The sequence below is a fragment of the Providencia sp. UF-183 genome, from assembly GCF_058246155.1.
The window spans coordinates 50,545-66,320 of the sequence record NZ_JBSICD010000011.1 but is presented as its reverse complement, the minus strand read 5'-3'; the positions used below and the strand labels follow the sequence as shown (position 1 = coordinate 66,320).

Genomic DNA, 15,776 nt, shown 5'->3' with positions numbered 1-15,776 from the left:
ATTGCCACCTATACAATTGGGTCGTGAATGGACACAAGTTTTGTGCCGTCAGGAAATGTGCATTCCACTTGAATGTCTTTGATCATTTCAGGTACGCCTTCCATGACTTGGTCTGCACTGAGCACTGTTCTGCCTTCGCTCATCAGTTGAGCAACTGTTTTGCCATCACGAGCACCTTCCATAATGGCGCAGCTTATTAGGGCAACGGCTTCAGGGTAGTTCAGTTTTAACCCACGGGCTAAGCGTCTTTCAGCGACAAGGCCCGCGGTAAAAAGCAATAACTTATCTTTTTCTCTTGGTGTGAGTTCCATTTTTGCTCCTAAAACGAAAAATTTATGTTGCCCAAATACGGGGAGGTTCTGGGCAATAACCTAGCCAATACTGTCGTGTGGTTTGCCAAATATGGGCAAAACACGCCATCATTGGCTCAGTTTGCGTGCCTAATAATCGCAAAACTAAAATGCCATCCACATCCGTCAGCCCATACTCAATAGGGCTATCCGTTGGGGATAAAAAATCACGTAAATGCTGTTGGATTTTTTCTTTTAATTCATCACTGGCAGGGTAAATGTACATCGACCCCATCATGGGGTATTCACGCATGACAGCAGACTGCTTTTGTGTGCCATCGATATACAAGGATTCAGTCAGCGTGAGGGTGTCATCAATGTAAAAATTAAAACGCCCACGGACATCACCCTTTTCAAACCATTCCCCTAAAACAGGGCGACCTAAACATTGCATTTCCCAGCCGATAAATTTTGATGACGCGGCGACATGGATATGCGTTTCAAGCCGAACCTGCGCATCAGGGAAAAAAATATTTTCCTGCGGTAGCCACTCTAAAAAACCATCAGCGGCAACGGTTAAATTCTGTACTTGGCGGGCAACACCGCCTGCGCTGCGATAAAATTTGGTCGCACCCGGGGTGGTCAGCAGCGAATGGGCGTGTGGCTGCACGTCAATGTTAATCAGAAGTTTATCTCCACCGACCACACCACCCGGGGGATGGAGTAAATAGGTGTGGGCAACCCCTTGCTCGGGGTAAAATGGCCTTTGCACCATTAAAGGGCCGATATGTTGTTTATCGGTCAGGCGTGTTGCACCCCGTTTGAGTTCATAGCGTAAAAAAATCTCAGCTAACCAACCTGATCCTGAAAACTCAGACATACTTTCTCCTGCAAATCAGGCAATGAACAATACGCGAACATGTATAGTTATACCCCTCACCGAATGGTTGGGTTCTAGGCAGTATAAGCTAATGCAAGTAGGGTAGGATGTGAATGAACACGAAAAAATAATTATCTATAATGATGCGTTATAGGCTCGCATTCATCTGCCGCGCGATTTTACACCTTATGTCGAAAATTACCTTTCAATTAAATAGCAATTTATTTAGAAAAACTCACAATACGTAAAATAACAGTAAAAAATGAGCGGATCTCTATATTGCGATTTTAGCCTAACAGGACTATATTCTGAGCCGCATTCTAGCAAGGTAGCGGAAGCCATTAACTAGCGTAATTATTTGCTATTTATCTGAATGGCTGTATTTCTGTCTGCTCATCAACCTGCTTTTTCTAGCAGGTGATTTCTAACTTTGACCAAAGTTTACTGAGATTATGGAATATAAATATTTTCTTTCATCAAGCCAAATGGTGTTAAAAGCGTTTTATATTGAAAGCGCGATGATAGCCATGCTGCAAGGGGCGAAAGGGAATGTGGTGATTAATGGCCAATCCATTGATGTGCAGTCTAATTTGACGCTTATTATTCCAAAATACAGCCAAGTCTCCTGCAATATTGAGTGTGGATCTAATCGATCGATTGAGTTGCACACATTGTCGATTACGGACTCAGAGTTAGAATCTGTTTTTTTATTATTAAAGACTTTAATGAAGTCTGGTGCGCCACTGACGAGCCATGTGCCTGCTTTTCAGGTATTAACCCCCGAAACGGTTAGTGATAATTTCAGTTTGCTCAAACAATGTTTGCCATTAAAAAAACAGAGCCAATCCCAAGAAGCATTGTTAATGAAGCAAAGCCTGTACTTTATTTTACTGGCGATATACCAAGCGGGCGTCGATATTCTCAATATTTTCCGCTTTAATTATGATGAGCCGAAAAACCAAGCCATCACCCATTTAATTACCCAAGAACCCCAGAAGAAATGGCATTTAGAGGATGTGGCGAAGGCATTATTCACCACGCCATCGACGTTGCGCAGGCACCTTAATCGAGAGGGGGTATCATTCCGCCAATTATTATTGGATGTGCGAATGGGAATGGCATTAAATTATTTAACCTTCTCAAATTATTCTGTATTTCAAATTAGTCATCGCTGTGGGTTTGGTAGCAATGCCTATTTTTGTGATGTCTTTAAGAAAAAATATGCCATGACACCATCGCAATTTCGGTTGCAATCAAGGCAGTCGAATGACCCGTCTTTTATTACCGATTTATCGTTAAATTCAGTGCCTATTGAATTTGATAAAGACGTGGAAGCGTAAAATTTACGTTTTGATTTATTAAGGTAAATCAAAGAGAGGCGCAGTTTTTGCGAATTATTCATTAAATTCGAAGTTCTATTGATATAGAACGTAGAAAGCGTGGTTTAAAATTTAATATAACTAAACATTGCTACTCTACGCACAGTGAATATCTCACCAATAGCGGCAGTTAATGGTCACCAATATCATTAGCTGCCTGATGATGTTTCATTTTTATTTAGTGATAAAAATAAAACCAAACTATCGAGGGATGTATGATTAAAAATATCGTTGCGGCTATGTGTTTAATGGGGCTGACGCTACCATCACACGCCGCAGAACCGGCTCACTCACAAACATTACGTTTAGCCATTGGCGCAGAACCGACCGAAGGTTTTGACCCGATGCTAGGGTGGAGCCACGGCAGCTACCTTCTGTTACACAGCCCATTACTCAAACAAAAAGCCGACCTTTCATGGCACAGCTATATGCTGGAAAACTATCAACACAATGCCGATGGGAAAGAGTGGACATTAACGCTAAAAAAAGGCTTAAAATTTTCAGATGGCTCGCCGTTAACTGCCAAAGATGTGGTATTTACCTACAATAATGCCGCTGCAAGTGGCGGTAAAGTCGATATGGGTAACTTTGCCAAAGCGGAGGAAATTGACCCATTAACCGTCAAAATCACTTTATCTTCCCCGCAAAGTACTTTTATCAATGTATTAGGCTCCCTTGGAATTGTCTGCGCCGATAAATACGATGCAAAAACCTATGCGCATAACCCAATTGGTGCAGGCCCGTACCGCTTAGTGGCTTTCCAGCCAGGACAGCAATTAATTGTTGAGCAAAACCCGTATTACGCTGGGCCAAAAAACGATTTCAATAAAATGGTTTTCGTCTTCCTTGATGAAGATGCGGCATTTGCTGCGGCACAAAGTAACCAACTGGAAATTGTCCGTATTCCTGCTGCGGTGGCCGCCAATGCCAATAACGTCAAAAACATGAAACTGGTAGAGCGTTATAGTGTGGAAAACCGTGGTATTTCGTTCCCAATTCCGCCTGCGGGTGGAAAAGATGCGCAGGGTAATCCTGTCGGGAATGATATCACCTCCGATGTTGCGGTACGTAAGGCGATTAATTACGCTTTTGACCGTAAATTATTAGCCGCGTCTGTCCTCGAAAGTTTTGCGGTTCCCGCTTATACCGGTGTGGCAGGGTTACCGTGGAATAGCCCTGATTCTGCCTTTAAAGATGGCGACACAGAAAAAGCGAAAGCCATTTTAGAAGAGGCGGGCTGGAAGCTGAATAAAGATGGCCTGCGTGAGAAAGAGGGTAAGGTGGCAAAACTGACGCTCTGGTATGCCAGCGGCGACACCACGCGCCGTGATTTAGCCCAAGCTATCCGTTCAAGTTTAAAACCTATCGGCATTGAGATGGATTTAAAATCAGGCAGCTGGGAAACCGTTGAGCGTCATATGCACGCCAACCCAACTTTGTTTGGTTGGGGCAGCTTAGACCCGATGGAAATTGTCCATAACTACAGCAGTAAAGCCGCAGGCGTTGGTTTCTATAATCCGGGTTATTACAAAAATGCCGCGGTTGATGAGTTAATTGAAGAAGCGCTGCGCCAGCCTGACCAAAATGCGGCGATTCCGTTATGGCAAAAAGTAGATTGGAATGGCACAACGGGCGTGGGCATTAAAGGTGATGCCGCTTGGGCTTGGTTGATGAACTTACAACATATTTACTTACTGAATAATTGTGTGGATTTAGGCACCAGCGCGCCTGAAATTCATGGCTCTTGGTCAGTGTTAAATAACGTTGATGAATGGGCATGGACCTGCCAGTAATGCGAACGACTCTTGGGCTTTTATTGCGTTTTATCTGTTTATTGACCGTGACGGCGGCGGGTATCTTTATCCTGCTAAGCTATTCGCCTATCGACCCAATAAAAGCCTATATCGGTAATGATTTATTGCATGTCCCCCCCGAGCAATATGCCTTAATCGCAGCGCGTTGGGGGCTTGACCAGCCGCTATGGGTGCAGTTTTGGCGTTGGTTTTCTCAAATGTTACAAGGGGATATGGGCTATTCCATGTTGTACAACACGCCTGTTGTGCAAGTGATAGCAGACCGCCTTGTTCCCTCGTTAGCGCTGCTTATCTGCGCTTGGCTTTTTTCGGGTATCGTTGGCTTTGCGTTAGGCTTAGTGGCGGGGCGGTACCTTAACCGCTGGCCTGATAAATTGATTTCAACGCTTAGCTACCTTTTAGCGTCTATTCCTGTGTTTTGGGTGGGGTTACTGCTGCTTTCGCTGTTTGCTGTGTCATTGCAATGGGCGCCGATTTGCTGCGCATGGCCCATTGGCTTAGATGAAGAAACGGCGACATTTGGCCAAAAACTCCATCACCTTGTTTTGCCTGTCATTGCATTAGGAATGCTGGGGGTGGGCAATATTGCTCTGCATACTCGCGCAAAAGTGATGGACGTGATGAACAGCGAGTTTATTCATTACGCCCAAGCGCAAGGGGATAAAGGCTGGTCAATGATAGGTTTTCATGTGCTTAAACATGCTATCACTCCAGCAATTTGTTTGCAGTTTGCGTCTGTGGGGGAATTACTCAGTGGGGCGCTTCTTGCAGAGAAAGTGTTTGCGTATCCGGGGTTAGGGCAAGCGACCATCGATGCAGGCTTACGAGGTGATATCCCCTTATTGATGGGGATAGTGATGTTGTGTGCCACTTTGATTTTTTTCAGTAATACGGTTGCTGATGTTTTATTGAAAAAAGTGAACAAGGGAGTGATGAGAGACGCATGACCTACAACCCAAATCGAGCACTCTTTAAATTAATTATCTCGCTAACTTTATTGGTTGTTTTAGCGAGCTATGCCGTGTGGTTGTCATCAACGGACATTGAAATGAACCTGTTGGATAGGCGGCTTGCCCCCTCTTGGGTACACTTATTCGGTACAGACAATTTAGGCCGTGACCTCTTCGAAAGAACATTCCAAGGCGTCGCGACCAGCTTACAAATTGGTTTGATTGCAGCGGTATCCAGTGGGTTTATTGCCTTGGTGATGGCTGAGCTATCTTCCGTGAGTAAGGTGATGGATTACGCGGTGCGCGGTGTGATTGATGCATTATTAGCATTGCCGCATCTTTTGCTGCTGGTGCTGATTTGCTTTACTTTGGGCGGTGGAAAAATGGGGGTGATCTGGGCGGTTGCCCTTACGCACTGGCCTAAGCTTACCTTGATTTTACGCTCCGAGTTACTGCGAGTGAAGCAGGCGGATTACATCATGTTATCCCAACGTATTGGCAATAGCGCCGTTTATCGTTGGCGCTATCACTATTTACCGATGATCTTACCACAATGGATGGTCGGCACATTGTTGATGTTTCCACACGCGGTACTGCATAGTGCGGCACTGAGTTTCCTTGGTTTTGGGCTATCGCCCCATGAACCGTCATTGGGGATTTTATTGTCCGATGCATTACGTTATCTCAGTACAGGGGCATGGTGGCTGGTGGTGTTTCCCGGAGTTGCTTTGATGGGACTCGTGTTGTTATTTGACCAGTTTGCAAAAGCCGCGGCGCAGCTATGGCTGAAGGGGGCAACATGTTGAGCTTAGATAAGCTGACTATTGATGTCGCAAAATTTCGCTGGTTAGGTCGTAAGCAATGGTCGCCATTACTGCAAGACATTACCCTTGATATCCAGCCCGGGGAAATGGTGGCCTTAGTCGGGGGAAGTGGCGAAGGAAAAAGCTTGTTATTGCAAAGTGTTCTTGGCTTACTACCCGATAATATGCGTTGCCAAGGGAAGATCAGCCTCAATGGTAATACACTGACAGATAAAAATAAGCCGCAGCACCGTGGTAATTCCTTGTGCTATATTCCTCAAGGGGTTAGTGCGTTAAACCCCTTAATTCAAATTGGCCCTCAACTTGAACGGGCGGCAGTGCTTAGCGGGCAACACATTAAAATGCATGATGTAGCACGCCATCTTCAGCAATATAACTTGCAAGAAAGCTTGGTAAATAGTTATCCCAGTCAACTGTCTGGTGGTATGGCAAAACGGGTACTGGCAAGCAGCGCAACGTTATCTTGTGCACAATATATCCTTGCTGATGAAATTTCGTCTTGGTTGGATGATGAACATGCGCTGCAATTGCTTGAAAATATGAAAAATCTTTGCCGTGATGGGCGAGGCATTTTATGGGTGACCCATGATTTATCCATGGCAGTGCGTTTTGCTGACCGTATTGCGTTGCTACGCAATGGGGCACTGGAAGATGTGTTAAGTAGCCAAACCTTAAAACAAGGCGGTGGGGGAAAATGGCTACAATCTTTATGGAATGCACTGCCAGAACATCAATTTATGGCAATGAAATGAAGGATATCGAACCCATTTTAGCGGTCAAAAACCTGAGTATTGAACAAGGGGGGAAAACCCTTTGGCGGAATTTTAGTTTTTCCCTTGCCCCCAATGAACGCCTTGGGATCTCTGCACCTAGTGGTTTTGGTAAAACAACGCTGGGTCGCGTTTTAGCACAGTGGCAAACACCTTCTGAAGGTTCGATTTTATTCGCAGGAAAACCGCTTTCTAAACAAGGTTATTGCCCCATTCAGCTGGTTCCTCAGCATCCTGAAAAAAGCTTTAATCCGTATCGCACGGTAGGGGCAAGTTTACGTGATGCATGGCAACCTGACTCGGACTGGCTTACACGTTTTTCCATCCAACCACAATGGTTAGAGCGGCGGCCTAATGAGTTATCAGGGGGGGAATTGGCGCGGATTGCATTGTTACGTGCTCTAGACCCGCGAACGCAAATTTTAATTGCGGATGAAGTCACAGCACAGCTAGATGCACACTTACAAAAAGAAATTTGGCAGTTGTTAATTCAGCTTTCAGAAGAGCGCCCCTTAGGAATGATTATCTTTAGCCATAACAAAGCATTGCTTGAGAAGGTTTGCACATCGGTCTTAACCCTTGAAGGGGGAAATGCCGCCACGTAGTAGGCGGCTTGAGAACGTGAAGGTTATGCACTTTTGGGTAAGTCTGACTCGCGAATGATGTTATCAACGATATTCAACAAATAATCGACATTTGGGCGATAGCCAATACCATACGGTACACCCTCAGTATAATTTGATGCACTCGTCACTGTGCGCATTTGCCACGGGGATAAAATTGCCCCTTGTTTTTTTGCGTAATCTTGGATTAACGCTAATGCACCAGAGCATAACGGCGTTGCGCTTGATGTACCTGCGTAATTACGTGAGTAATTGCGGTTATCACCGGGTAATTTTTGTAAAGAACCATAACCCGTCGTGGTAACGCTCCAATCTCCCCACGAGTTAATAAAGGCTACCTCTCTGTTGTAGTTAGAGAAATACGCGCGAGTTCCATTTTGGTAATTACAAGCACCCACTAAAATACTGCCGCTATCACCGAAATCTTCCATCACACCGGGCTTGCTTAAATCTAACCCGCCATTTCCTGCTGCTAGGATCACGGTGGCGCCTTTATCCGCCATGATTTTTATACGCTCCCACCAGCCACGCACTGCGGTGACTGGAACTAATTTCCCACCAATATCGAATTGTACATCTAGGCTAACAATATCTCCGGGTTGAGCATGTTCAGCGAGCAAATCAAGGTCGCCAGTGTCATAGAAGTAAAATTGGCATTGATGGGCAACACCCGTTACACCAAATTCATTGTTAGTCGCGACGATACAACCTGTTGATGCTGTACCGTGGTCGCAATCTTCAGTTTCTGGGCGACTATTGACGACAATGATATTGGAGTTGATTAAATCCTCATGGTTTCGGTAGATACCAAAGTCTAAGTGGCGCACCACTGCCGATGAGCCATTAACATTTTTAGCCCAAGCATCACGGACGTTCATCCCATTTGGTGCATTAAGGTAAGTTTGCATTGCTGTAAAATCAGGTGTGATAAAATCGTCACCTTCGCTTGCAATATCGTCAATTTGTTCGGGGTTTACAGGTAGCTCTGGGGCTAGATATCCGGTGGTATCTGGGCTAACGCAACAATAATCGACATAATCAAGGTGTTCTATTTGCTCTGCGAGCTCAACTAAAGTATCAAAGTGGCTTTCACCATGGAAAGTAAAATAATCATAGTGGTTTAATACATCATGAATCGCACTATGTTTTAACGTTAAATTTGGTAATTTCGAATAAAAAGTTAAGTCTTGTTTTATTTTTTCTTGGTGGTTTTTTTTGATTTTTAAATCTAAAAAATAATGGGATATTCCAGTTATTTTTCGATTGATTGTTTTTGTTTTAACTGCGGGTTTTAGTTCGTATTTTTTTTCGTCTTCATTAATATGAAAATAAATTTCCTTTGATTGAATATTCGCAATATTCTCCAACTCTTGATGGATTTCTACACGGTAGTTTCCTGATTTATCGATAGGAAATAAATGGCTTTCATTTGTGGTTGTTGTTTTATTTATTATTTCATTATTTAAAATTAAATTAATTTCCAATGATTTTTTTTGTTTATTATTAAATTCGATGAAAATGCCCTTGTTAAGAATGTCTATAAATTTAAAAATTTTAATGTTCATGATTTCTCTTTTAATTAAATAATTTATTAAGTTATTTTTCTATGACTAATAGATTTTCAAGTTGAAATGCTATTTAAAAGAGAAATTAAAATTATAGCAATATTAATAATTATATTGAATTTAATATAATTTAATATTTATATTTTGAATGAAACTCAATTTATTTTAGTTTTTGACAAATGTCATAGGGAAACCGTTTTTTTTCACCTATTTTATATCCTCAAATGAAAATGATAACCATTACTATTAATAAGGTGAATATATGTCTTATCCACTAAAACGGCATAAATTGGCTCATTGCATCACACTGATTTTGGGATTAGGGCCTTTAACGCTCGCTGTAGCTGCGCCTGAATCAACGGCGCACGATACACTGGTTGTCACCTCGGGATCAGGGCAGAGCCGTTTAACACCGACGGAGCAACAAGAAAAAGAAAAACTCGAAAAAGTGGCGGGTGGTACGAACTTAGTTGTGATTGAAAAAGATACGCGCCTTGCCACATTACAAGATGCACTGGATTACCAACCAGGGCTGGTTATCCAAAACTTTTTTGGGGGGATTGACCAACCACGCCTAAATATTCGGGGGTCTGGGGTGCAGAGTGCGCCATTAGCGCGAGGGGTTTTATTATTGCAAGATGGCTTGCCCGCAACGGATGCCGATGGCAGCTTTCATATTAGTACCTTAGAAATGCGCGATGCACGAATGGTAAGCGTTCGGCGTGGGGCAAATAGCTTGAATCCACAAAGTAACAGTCTCGGTGGTGAGCTCGATGTGTTGTCTTACACAGGGCGAAATGAACAAGGGCGCTTGCGCTATGAGTATGGCTCCCATGGCCGTGAAGGGTTACAAACTGCGTTCGGTGGCGTTTCTGATGACGGGTTATTCGATGGTCGGGTAAATTTCACCTATGACCATTTTGATGGTTACCGCAAGCATTCAGCTTCTCAACGAAAAACATTGCGTAGCAATTTCGGCTATGTCACAGATAATTTTGAAAATCGTACTTGGTTAAATTGGACCGATTTACGCTTTGATGTCGCGGGACCAGTCTCTGAAGAGGTATTGAACAATAACCCAACGGATGTTTACCCAATGGTATGGCTACGCGACCCGCACCGCAATGTGGAGCAATTTCGTGTCGCAAACCGCTCAGATTGGCAGATTGGCAACCAAGCGATTGGTGCAGGGCTGTGGCATATTCGCACTCATGATAATTTCACGACGCCCGCATACTACCGCTTTAGCCGCAGCCACAGTGAAGGGCTACAGCTGACTTATAACATTGAAACCGAGCCTGTGACCTATCGCACCGCAGTGGCGTGGGATCAAATGACATTGCAAACAGAATTAATGCAAAACCGCAAAGGCACGCCCGCAGATAAGAAAAAAATCGGTAAATATGATGGGCGAGCAGAGAACGTGTATGGCAGCGTGGGCGTTGACCTGCATGTCGCGCCAACCGTCACAGTGAACCTTGATGTGAAAGCGACGCACGCACGTCGTGATGTGGAAAAACGTCAAAGCTCCCTATCATTAGATCAAAATTGGACGTTTTGGACACCGAAAGCAGGGGTTATTTGGCGGCCAACAGAAAGCCAACGTTATTTTGCCAATATCAGTTCAAGCGAAGAACCCGCTACGTTTTGGGAAATTATCAATTCAAGTGATGGCAAACTCACCAAACTTTCCCCGCAAAAAGCCATTACCTATGAAATTGGCGGGGAAGGTGAAGTGACTGAGGGACTTAAATGGAACCTTGCGCTATATCGCAGTCAAATTAAAGATGAATACATCACGACGTATGATAGTGCAGGCACCGTCGTTGGGGTCTTTAATTATGGTGCAAAAACTCGCCATCAAGGGTTAGAAGCTGGGCTTGCAGGGCGGATTAGTGCGGGCCCTGGTGATGTGAATTACCGTGTCTCTTGGACGTATAATGATTTTCGCTTTATGGGCGGCGAGTACAAGGGGAATTACATCGCCGGTATTCCACGTAATATTGTGGCGGCTGAGGTGCTGTATGAACTAGGAGATTGGAGCTTCGGGCCTAATATTCATTGGGCACCAACGGATATGGCCGTTGATCACCAAAACAACCTTGATATTCAAAAACGTAAACATTATGCCGTATTAGGGGTAAAAGGCAGTTATAAACCGACAGACCAATGGTCAGTATATTTATCGATGGATAACTTAACGGATGAACGTTATGCAACGACGTCAGTGGCTAACCAAACGGTGACCGCTAAAGACAGTACATTATTCCCCGGTATGGGCTTTAATGTGAACGGGGGAGTGACCTTTAACTTCTAATCAATAATTGGCGTATTATTTAACGGTAATGTACGAGGGGCTGTTTATCTTTGCTACTGATTTTTACAGCTAAAATAGGTCAAAAAACAATTCAAAAATAGATAAATGTGTCAATCAAGCTGGCTTATTATTTGAGTTAAGGTTTGTACTTAAATGCTGCCCTATGGGTTCGATTAAAGCGCGTTTCACTCATTTAATGCTGCGTTAAGAGGCGCTTGCCTAGTTGACTAGGCGGCGAACCTCTCGCCTTGCCTAAAATGGCTTTAATTCGAATAAAAATTGACTATCAAAGATAAACAGCCCCTAGGGCTAAAAGGGGCGCTGTGCAGAAATAGAAAGTTGGGTCAGATAATTTTCGTTATAAATATGCACAGTGTCTTTTTCGATGTTAATAAACCCTTTTTGACGCCAGCCTGAAACTAACCGGCTCAAGGTTTCATAACGCATCCCCAGTTTTGCGGCTAACTGCCCGCGGGATAATGGCAAAATAATATTAGAGGTAAGTTGTTTATTTTTTAAATCAATAATATAAGCGGCAAGCCGTTGCTCTGCGGAACTTGATGTCAGCCAATCGATGTGGTTAATGTTTTCATACAGCTTAGCACTAAAGCGCATGAGTAATTTTTCCATAATCTGTGGACAAGCGTGACAAAGGCGCAATATATCTCGTTTATCAAGGAGCAATGCATCACCTTCTGTTTTTGCTCGTAAGCTCATTGGATAACGGTTATGAGGCATAAATACCGCGGCAATGGCGACAATTTCACCTTCTGTAAACAAACCAAAAATTTTCTCTTCGCCTAAATAAGTATGGCGATACACCTCCATTTGGCCGTTAATCATTAAGGGACAGTGCTTAAAAGGGTCTCCCTCATGGTTTACTATTTCACCACTTTTAAATTGAATATAACCACAATTTTCAAGTAATAACGCCAAGTTTTTTTCTTCAATGCCCACAAATAATGGGCACTGCCTTAGCGCGTCGATAGATTGAGTGTAGGGAAAAACGTTTTTGACAAATGTCATAGGTCATCCTCTTCGGGCACCTTAGAATAGCTTGAGTATAAATGATAATCATACACATTATCAATTAAGTTATTGGTGGAGACTTAAATAACCCTATGATAAATAATGTTTTTAAAATTGCTGCTGCAGTGTGTACTTTGGGAATGACAGCGAATGTGGGTGCATCCCAAGCGGTTGATTTTACAGATATGTCGGGTGATGACATTCACCTTTCCGCTCCCGCTAAACGTATTGTGGTGATCCCTATCCCAGCGGCCTCCATGCTTGTGGGCATGGATGAAAGTAGTGAAAAACTTGTGGGGATGCACCCTTTTGCGAAAGTCGCCGCGAGGGAAGGGATGCTCGGAAAAATGTTCCCCTCTGTGTTGCAGGTTAATTCCAATGTTGTAGGGAATAATTTCACCCCTAATATTGAAGCATTGCTGAATGTGGAGCCTGACCTAGTGTGGCAATGGGGGCATCGTGGTGATGACATTATTTCTCCAATGCGTGATGCAGGGCTAACCGTTGCAACACTTGGCTATGGGCAGGAAAGCTATACGCAAGAGTGGATCCGCTTGATGGGAAAAACATTGGGCCATAATGAAAAAGCCAGCCAGATGATCCAATGGCGCCAACAGGTGGTGGAAGCGCTTTCTGCCACGACGGCAAAAATCCCTGAATCAGAGCAACCTAAAGTCCTTTACCTTTCTCACTTTAATCAAAGTATTCAAACATTTGGTTCGACATCACACAATAATGCAGATTTTGCGTTAGCTGGTGGGCTGAGCTTAAATCGTGATTTAACCGGGCCAAGAACGCTAAATATTGAGCAAATCTTACTGTGGGATCCCGATATTATTTTACTGGGTAATTTCGAAGAGGGCCTAGCCCCTGAGGATGTGTACCGTAATCCCATGCTGAGTGATGTTGCTGCGGTTAAAAACCAACGAGTATACAAGTTGCCCATTGGTGGGTTTATTTGGGATGCGCCCAACCAAGAAACGCCATTATATTGGCAATGGTTATCCATGGTATTTCATCCAGAGACTAGCAATATTCCTTTGCGAGAAGAAATTCACCAGCGCTACCAACAGCTTTATGGGTATGACGTCACGGAAGCGGAAATTGATGGCATATTGCAAATTGAACTGAACAAAAATAGCCAGCATTACCTGCAATTAATGGGGAAACCGAATGCATAAGTCGAGCCTGCTTTGGGTAATCTTCACTGTTGGCTTATTGTTTACGCTGCTATTGGCGCTAAGTTTCGGGCGCTATCCTGTCTCGTTTTCTTCAGTATTTCATATTCTCTATGATGCGACGGTCGGGAATGACGTGGGGCTGAGCTATAGTCGTACCGAACAAAATGTGGTGCTGAACGTACGTTTGCCACGCGTGTTAATTGCAGGGATTGCTGGTGCTGGACTTGCTGTATCAGGAGCTGCGTTGCAAGGGATTTTCCGTAACCCATTAGTGGGGCCACAAATTATAGGTGTTTCCTCCGGTGCTGCATTGGGTGGCGCCTTAGCCATTTTATTATTTTCGTCATTACTAATAACTATCTCATTTGCTTTTATTGGTGGGTTAGTCGCGATTATTTTTGTTTTCCTACTGGGTTTGAATCGTCAAGGAAGCCAGTTGCTGATGCTGATCCTCGCTGGGGTGATTATTAATGCCTTTTTTGCTGCCCTGATTTCGTTGATTACCTATTTTGCTGATCCAAATAATACACTGCAAACCATTGTATTTTGGTTGATGGGCAGTTTTGCCAGCGCATCCTATTTAAAGCTATCCATTGTTTTTCCTGTTGTTTTAGTCTCAGTATTGGTGATTTTTGCCTTACGTTTTCGCATCAATGTGTTGTCTCTAGGGGAGGAAAATGCGCAGGCGCTAGGGATGAAAATTAATCGGACACGTTGGGCAGTGTTGCTTAGTGTCACATTGATTACCAGTGCCACGGTGGCGGTATCAGGCACGATTGGCTGGGTCGGGTTAATTGTGCCACATATTGCACGTATTGTTGTCGGGCATGATCACCGTATTTTACTCCCAGCCAGCGCCGTGATTGGTGGAATTTATATGATTGCTGTTGATACCTTTGCGCGCAGTATTACGAATGCAGAAATCCCTCTCAGTGTTATCACTGCATTGATTGGCGCACCTATTTTTGCGCTTCTAATTCACACGCTGAATAAAAAGGTGGCTGACTTATGATCCATGTAGAACAGCTTAATTTTTCAATCGGCCAGCGCCAGTTATTCACTAACTTAAGTTTCAGGCAACCGAAAGGCAGCATCGGCGCTATTTTAGGACCAAATGGGAGAGGGAAAACTACCTTATTACGGTTATTGCTGGGGTTACAAAAAGGGTCAAAAGGGCAAGTCTCGTTAAATGCCCCCGTGGCTTATGTGCCACAGCTTAGTGGCTCGCTGTTTCACTATTCTGTTCGTACGATGGTGAGCTTAGGGCGTATTCGTCATCTGCCTTGGTATGCTTCTCCCAGTAAAAAAGACCAGCAAATTGTGGCGCAATGTTTGGATTACTTAGGTTTAAATCGTTTTGCTGATCAACCCTTTAACCGACTCAGTGGTGGCGAGAAGCAAATGGTCATGATTGCCAGAGCATTGGCAAGTGAGCCGCAAATTTTAGTGCTTGATGAGCCAACCTCTGCACTCGACTTAGCCAACCAAGACAACGTACTCAGCGTACTGCGGGATTTAGCTCAACAACGGGAAATCACCGTGTTATTTACCAGCCATTACCCGCAGCATGCGCTGCATATCGCTGATCACTCGTTGTTATTGTTTAACGAGGGGCACTATTTATTTGGCAATTCACAACAAACGTTAACCGAAGAAAACCTTGCACAGCTTTACCAGTTGCCTGTCGCGATTACGCCAATTTGTGAACAAAGCCGGCAAACACAAGGGGTCATTCCTCTGTTTAGATAATTTTTGAATTAATACATTAAACTCATCGAATTAAGGAATATTAAATTATGAGCGATAACACTATTACGCCAGCTGAAGCGCTGAATATCAGCACATTAATTAACTATACCGAACAAGGTATTGCCAGCCGAGTGCTTGCTAAAAATGGGGGCGGAAACATCACATTATTTGCCTTTGATAAAGGACAGGCGCTGTCTGAACACAGTGCCCCTTTTGATGCCATTGTGATGGTAGCGGAGGGAAGCCTGTTGCTCACTATTGATGGTAAGCCTGTGACGGCTAAACCGGGTGAAATTGTGCGAATGCCAGCTAATATTCCCCATGCCGTTGATGCACTAGAGCCTGCCAAAATGCTACTGGTGATGTTACGTGAACCAAGTCATGAGTGCACCCATTAGCTCGGAG

15 protein-coding genes are annotated in these 15,776 nt (G+C 43.9%); 11 read left to right on the top strand and 4 right to left on the bottom strand.

Annotation, left to right across the window (positions count from 1 at the left end):
* Nucleotides 1–8 precede the first annotated feature (8 nt).
* Together AC4IFT_RS11985 and AC4IFT_RS11980 are read right to left on the bottom strand one after the other, a co-directional pair.
* Complete coding sequence (locus AC4IFT_RS11985) at nt 9–311, bottom strand: urease subunit gamma (protein WP_219244483.1); 303 nt, start codon at nt 309–311, stop codon at nt 9–11.
* Nucleotides 312–333: 22 nt separating this feature from the next.
* On the bottom strand, nt 334–1,170 hold the full coding sequence (locus tag AC4IFT_RS11980) for an urease accessory protein UreD (protein WP_490733332.1): 837 nt from the start codon (nt 1,168–1,170) through the stop codon (nt 334–336).
* A 452-nt stretch (nt 1,171–1,622) separates the two neighbouring features.
* Here AC4IFT_RS11980 and AC4IFT_RS11975 point away from each other — a divergent pair, with 452 nt between their 5' ends.
* The 6 genes from AC4IFT_RS11975 (at nt 1,623) to AC4IFT_RS11950 (ending at nt 7,512) form a co-directional block, all read left to right on the top strand.
* Nucleotides 1,623–2,510, top strand: a complete 888-nt coding sequence (locus tag AC4IFT_RS11975; RefSeq protein ID WP_490751423.1) for an AraC family transcriptional regulator — start codon at nt 1,623–1,625, stop codon at nt 2,508–2,510.
* 254 nt (nt 2,511–2,764) lie between these two features.
* Nucleotides 2,765–4,342 carry an ABC transporter substrate-binding protein gene (locus tag AC4IFT_RS11970; RefSeq protein WP_490751422.1) on the top strand — a complete coding sequence of 526 codons (1,578 nt, stop codon included), beginning with the start codon at nt 2,765–2,767 and terminating at the stop codon, nt 4,340–4,342.
* Nucleotides 4,327–5,310, top strand: a complete 984-nt coding sequence (locus tag AC4IFT_RS11965) for an ABC transporter permease (protein WP_490751421.1) — start codon at nt 4,327–4,329, stop codon at nt 5,308–5,310. Before AC4IFT_RS11970 ends, AC4IFT_RS11965 begins: the two co-directional genes overlap by 16 nt.
* Nucleotides 5,307–6,119: an ABC transporter permease gene (locus AC4IFT_RS11960; RefSeq protein WP_490751420.1), complete on the top strand. Its 813-nt coding sequence runs from the start codon at nt 5,307–5,309 to the stop codon at nt 6,117–6,119. Before AC4IFT_RS11965 ends, AC4IFT_RS11960 begins: the two co-directional genes overlap by 4 nt.
* A complete protein-coding gene (locus AC4IFT_RS11955; RefSeq protein ID WP_490751419.1) occupies nt 6,113–6,889 on the top strand; it encodes an ATP-binding cassette domain-containing protein in 777 nt (258 codons plus the stop codon). Before AC4IFT_RS11960 ends, AC4IFT_RS11955 begins: the two co-directional genes overlap by 7 nt.
* A gap of 14 nt (nt 6,890–6,903) precedes the next feature.
* Nucleotides 6,904–7,512, top strand: coding sequence for an ABC transporter ATP-binding protein (locus AC4IFT_RS11950; protein ID WP_490733514.1), 609 nt, complete (start codon nt 6,904–6,906; stop codon nt 7,510–7,512).
* A 23-nt stretch (nt 7,513–7,535) separates the two neighbouring features.
* Here AC4IFT_RS11950 and AC4IFT_RS11945 read toward each other — a convergent pair whose 3' ends face one another.
* Nucleotides 7,536–9,095, bottom strand: a complete 1,560-nt coding sequence (locus AC4IFT_RS11945) for a S8 family serine peptidase (RefSeq protein ID WP_490751418.1) — start codon at nt 9,093–9,095, stop codon at nt 7,536–7,538.
* Nucleotides 9,096–9,357: 262 nt separating this feature from the next.
* On the opposite strand from AC4IFT_RS11945, the gene AC4IFT_RS11940 reads away from it, so the two are divergent.
* Complete coding sequence (locus AC4IFT_RS11940) at nt 9,358–11,412, top strand: TonB-dependent receptor family protein (protein WP_490751417.1); 2,055 nt, start codon at nt 9,358–9,360, stop codon at nt 11,410–11,412.
* 309 nt (nt 11,413–11,721) lie between these two features.
* On the opposite strand, the gene AC4IFT_RS11935 is transcribed toward AC4IFT_RS11940, so the two are convergent.
* Nucleotides 11,722–12,438, bottom strand: coding sequence for a Crp/Fnr family transcriptional regulator (locus tag AC4IFT_RS11935; RefSeq protein ID WP_490733314.1), 717 nt, complete (start codon nt 12,436–12,438; stop codon nt 11,722–11,724).
* Nucleotides 12,439–12,533: 95 nt separating this feature from the next.
* Between AC4IFT_RS11935 and AC4IFT_RS11930 the strand changes: the two genes are divergently transcribed.
* Genes AC4IFT_RS11930 through AC4IFT_RS11915 form a run of 4 tightly spaced genes read left to right on the top strand, consistent with a single transcriptional unit; the run spans nt 12,534 to nt 15,769 of the window.
* On the top strand, nt 12,534–13,622 hold the full coding sequence (locus AC4IFT_RS11930) for an ABC transporter substrate-binding protein (protein ID WP_490751416.1): 1,089 nt from the start codon (nt 12,534–12,536) through the stop codon (nt 13,620–13,622).
* Complete coding sequence (locus tag AC4IFT_RS11925; protein ID WP_374445024.1) at nt 13,615–14,634, top strand: FecCD family ABC transporter permease; 1,020 nt, start codon at nt 13,615–13,617, stop codon at nt 14,632–14,634. Before AC4IFT_RS11930 ends, AC4IFT_RS11925 begins: the two co-directional genes overlap by 8 nt.
* Nucleotides 14,631–15,371 (top strand): ABC transporter ATP-binding protein, encoded by a 741-nt coding sequence (locus tag AC4IFT_RS11920; protein WP_490751415.1) that lies wholly within the window; start codon nt 14,631–14,633, stop codon nt 15,369–15,371. Before AC4IFT_RS11925 ends, AC4IFT_RS11920 begins: the two co-directional genes overlap by 4 nt.
* 47 nt (nt 15,372–15,418) lie before the next feature.
* Nucleotides 15,419–15,769 (top strand): cupin domain-containing protein, encoded by a 351-nt coding sequence (locus AC4IFT_RS11915; RefSeq protein WP_273802987.1) that lies wholly within the window; start codon nt 15,419–15,421, stop codon nt 15,767–15,769.
* The last annotated feature ends 7 nt before the right edge of the window (nt 15,770–15,776 follow it).

What these genes read in the sequence shown, in the direction of transcription:
- AC4IFT_RS11935 (WP_490733314.1), bottom strand. Translation starts at nt 12,438, where the DNA reads ATGACATTTGTCAAAAACGTTTTTCCCTACACTCAATCTATCGACGCG.
- AC4IFT_RS11965 (WP_490751421.1), top strand. Translation starts at nt 4,327, where the DNA reads ATGGACCTGCCAGTAATGCGAACGACTCTTGGGCTTTTATTGCGTTTT.
- AC4IFT_RS11985 (WP_219244483.1), bottom strand. Translation starts at nt 311, where the DNA reads ATGGAACTCACACCAAGAGAAAAAGATAAGTTATTGCTTTTTACCGCG.
- AC4IFT_RS11925 (WP_374445024.1), top strand. Translation starts at nt 13,615, where the DNA reads ATGCATAAGTCGAGCCTGCTTTGGGTAATCTTCACTGTTGGCTTATTG.
- AC4IFT_RS11980 (WP_490733332.1), bottom strand. Translation starts at nt 1,170, where the DNA reads ATGTCTGAGTTTTCAGGATCAGGTTGGTTAGCTGAGATTTTTTTACGC.
- AC4IFT_RS11975 (WP_490751423.1), top strand. Translation starts at nt 1,623, where the DNA reads ATGGAATATAAATATTTTCTTTCATCAAGCCAAATGGTGTTAAAAGCG.
- AC4IFT_RS11960 (WP_490751420.1), top strand. Translation starts at nt 5,307, where the DNA reads ATGACCTACAACCCAAATCGAGCACTCTTTAAATTAATTATCTCGCTA.
- AC4IFT_RS11970 (WP_490751422.1), top strand. Translation starts at nt 2,765, where the DNA reads ATGATTAAAAATATCGTTGCGGCTATGTGTTTAATGGGGCTGACGCTA.
- AC4IFT_RS11940 (WP_490751417.1), top strand. Translation starts at nt 9,358, where the DNA reads ATGTCTTATCCACTAAAACGGCATAAATTGGCTCATTGCATCACACTG.
- AC4IFT_RS11915 (WP_273802987.1), top strand. Translation starts at nt 15,419, where the DNA reads ATGAGCGATAACACTATTACGCCAGCTGAAGCGCTGAATATCAGCACA.
- AC4IFT_RS11920 (WP_490751415.1), top strand. Translation starts at nt 14,631, where the DNA reads ATGATCCATGTAGAACAGCTTAATTTTTCAATCGGCCAGCGCCAGTTA.
- AC4IFT_RS11930 (WP_490751416.1), top strand. Translation starts at nt 12,534, where the DNA reads ATGATAAATAATGTTTTTAAAATTGCTGCTGCAGTGTGTACTTTGGGA.
- AC4IFT_RS11945 (WP_490751418.1), bottom strand. Translation starts at nt 9,095, where the DNA reads ATGAACATTAAAATTTTTAAATTTATAGACATTCTTAACAAGGGCATT.
- AC4IFT_RS11955 (WP_490751419.1), top strand. Translation starts at nt 6,113, where the DNA reads ATGTTGAGCTTAGATAAGCTGACTATTGATGTCGCAAAATTTCGCTGG.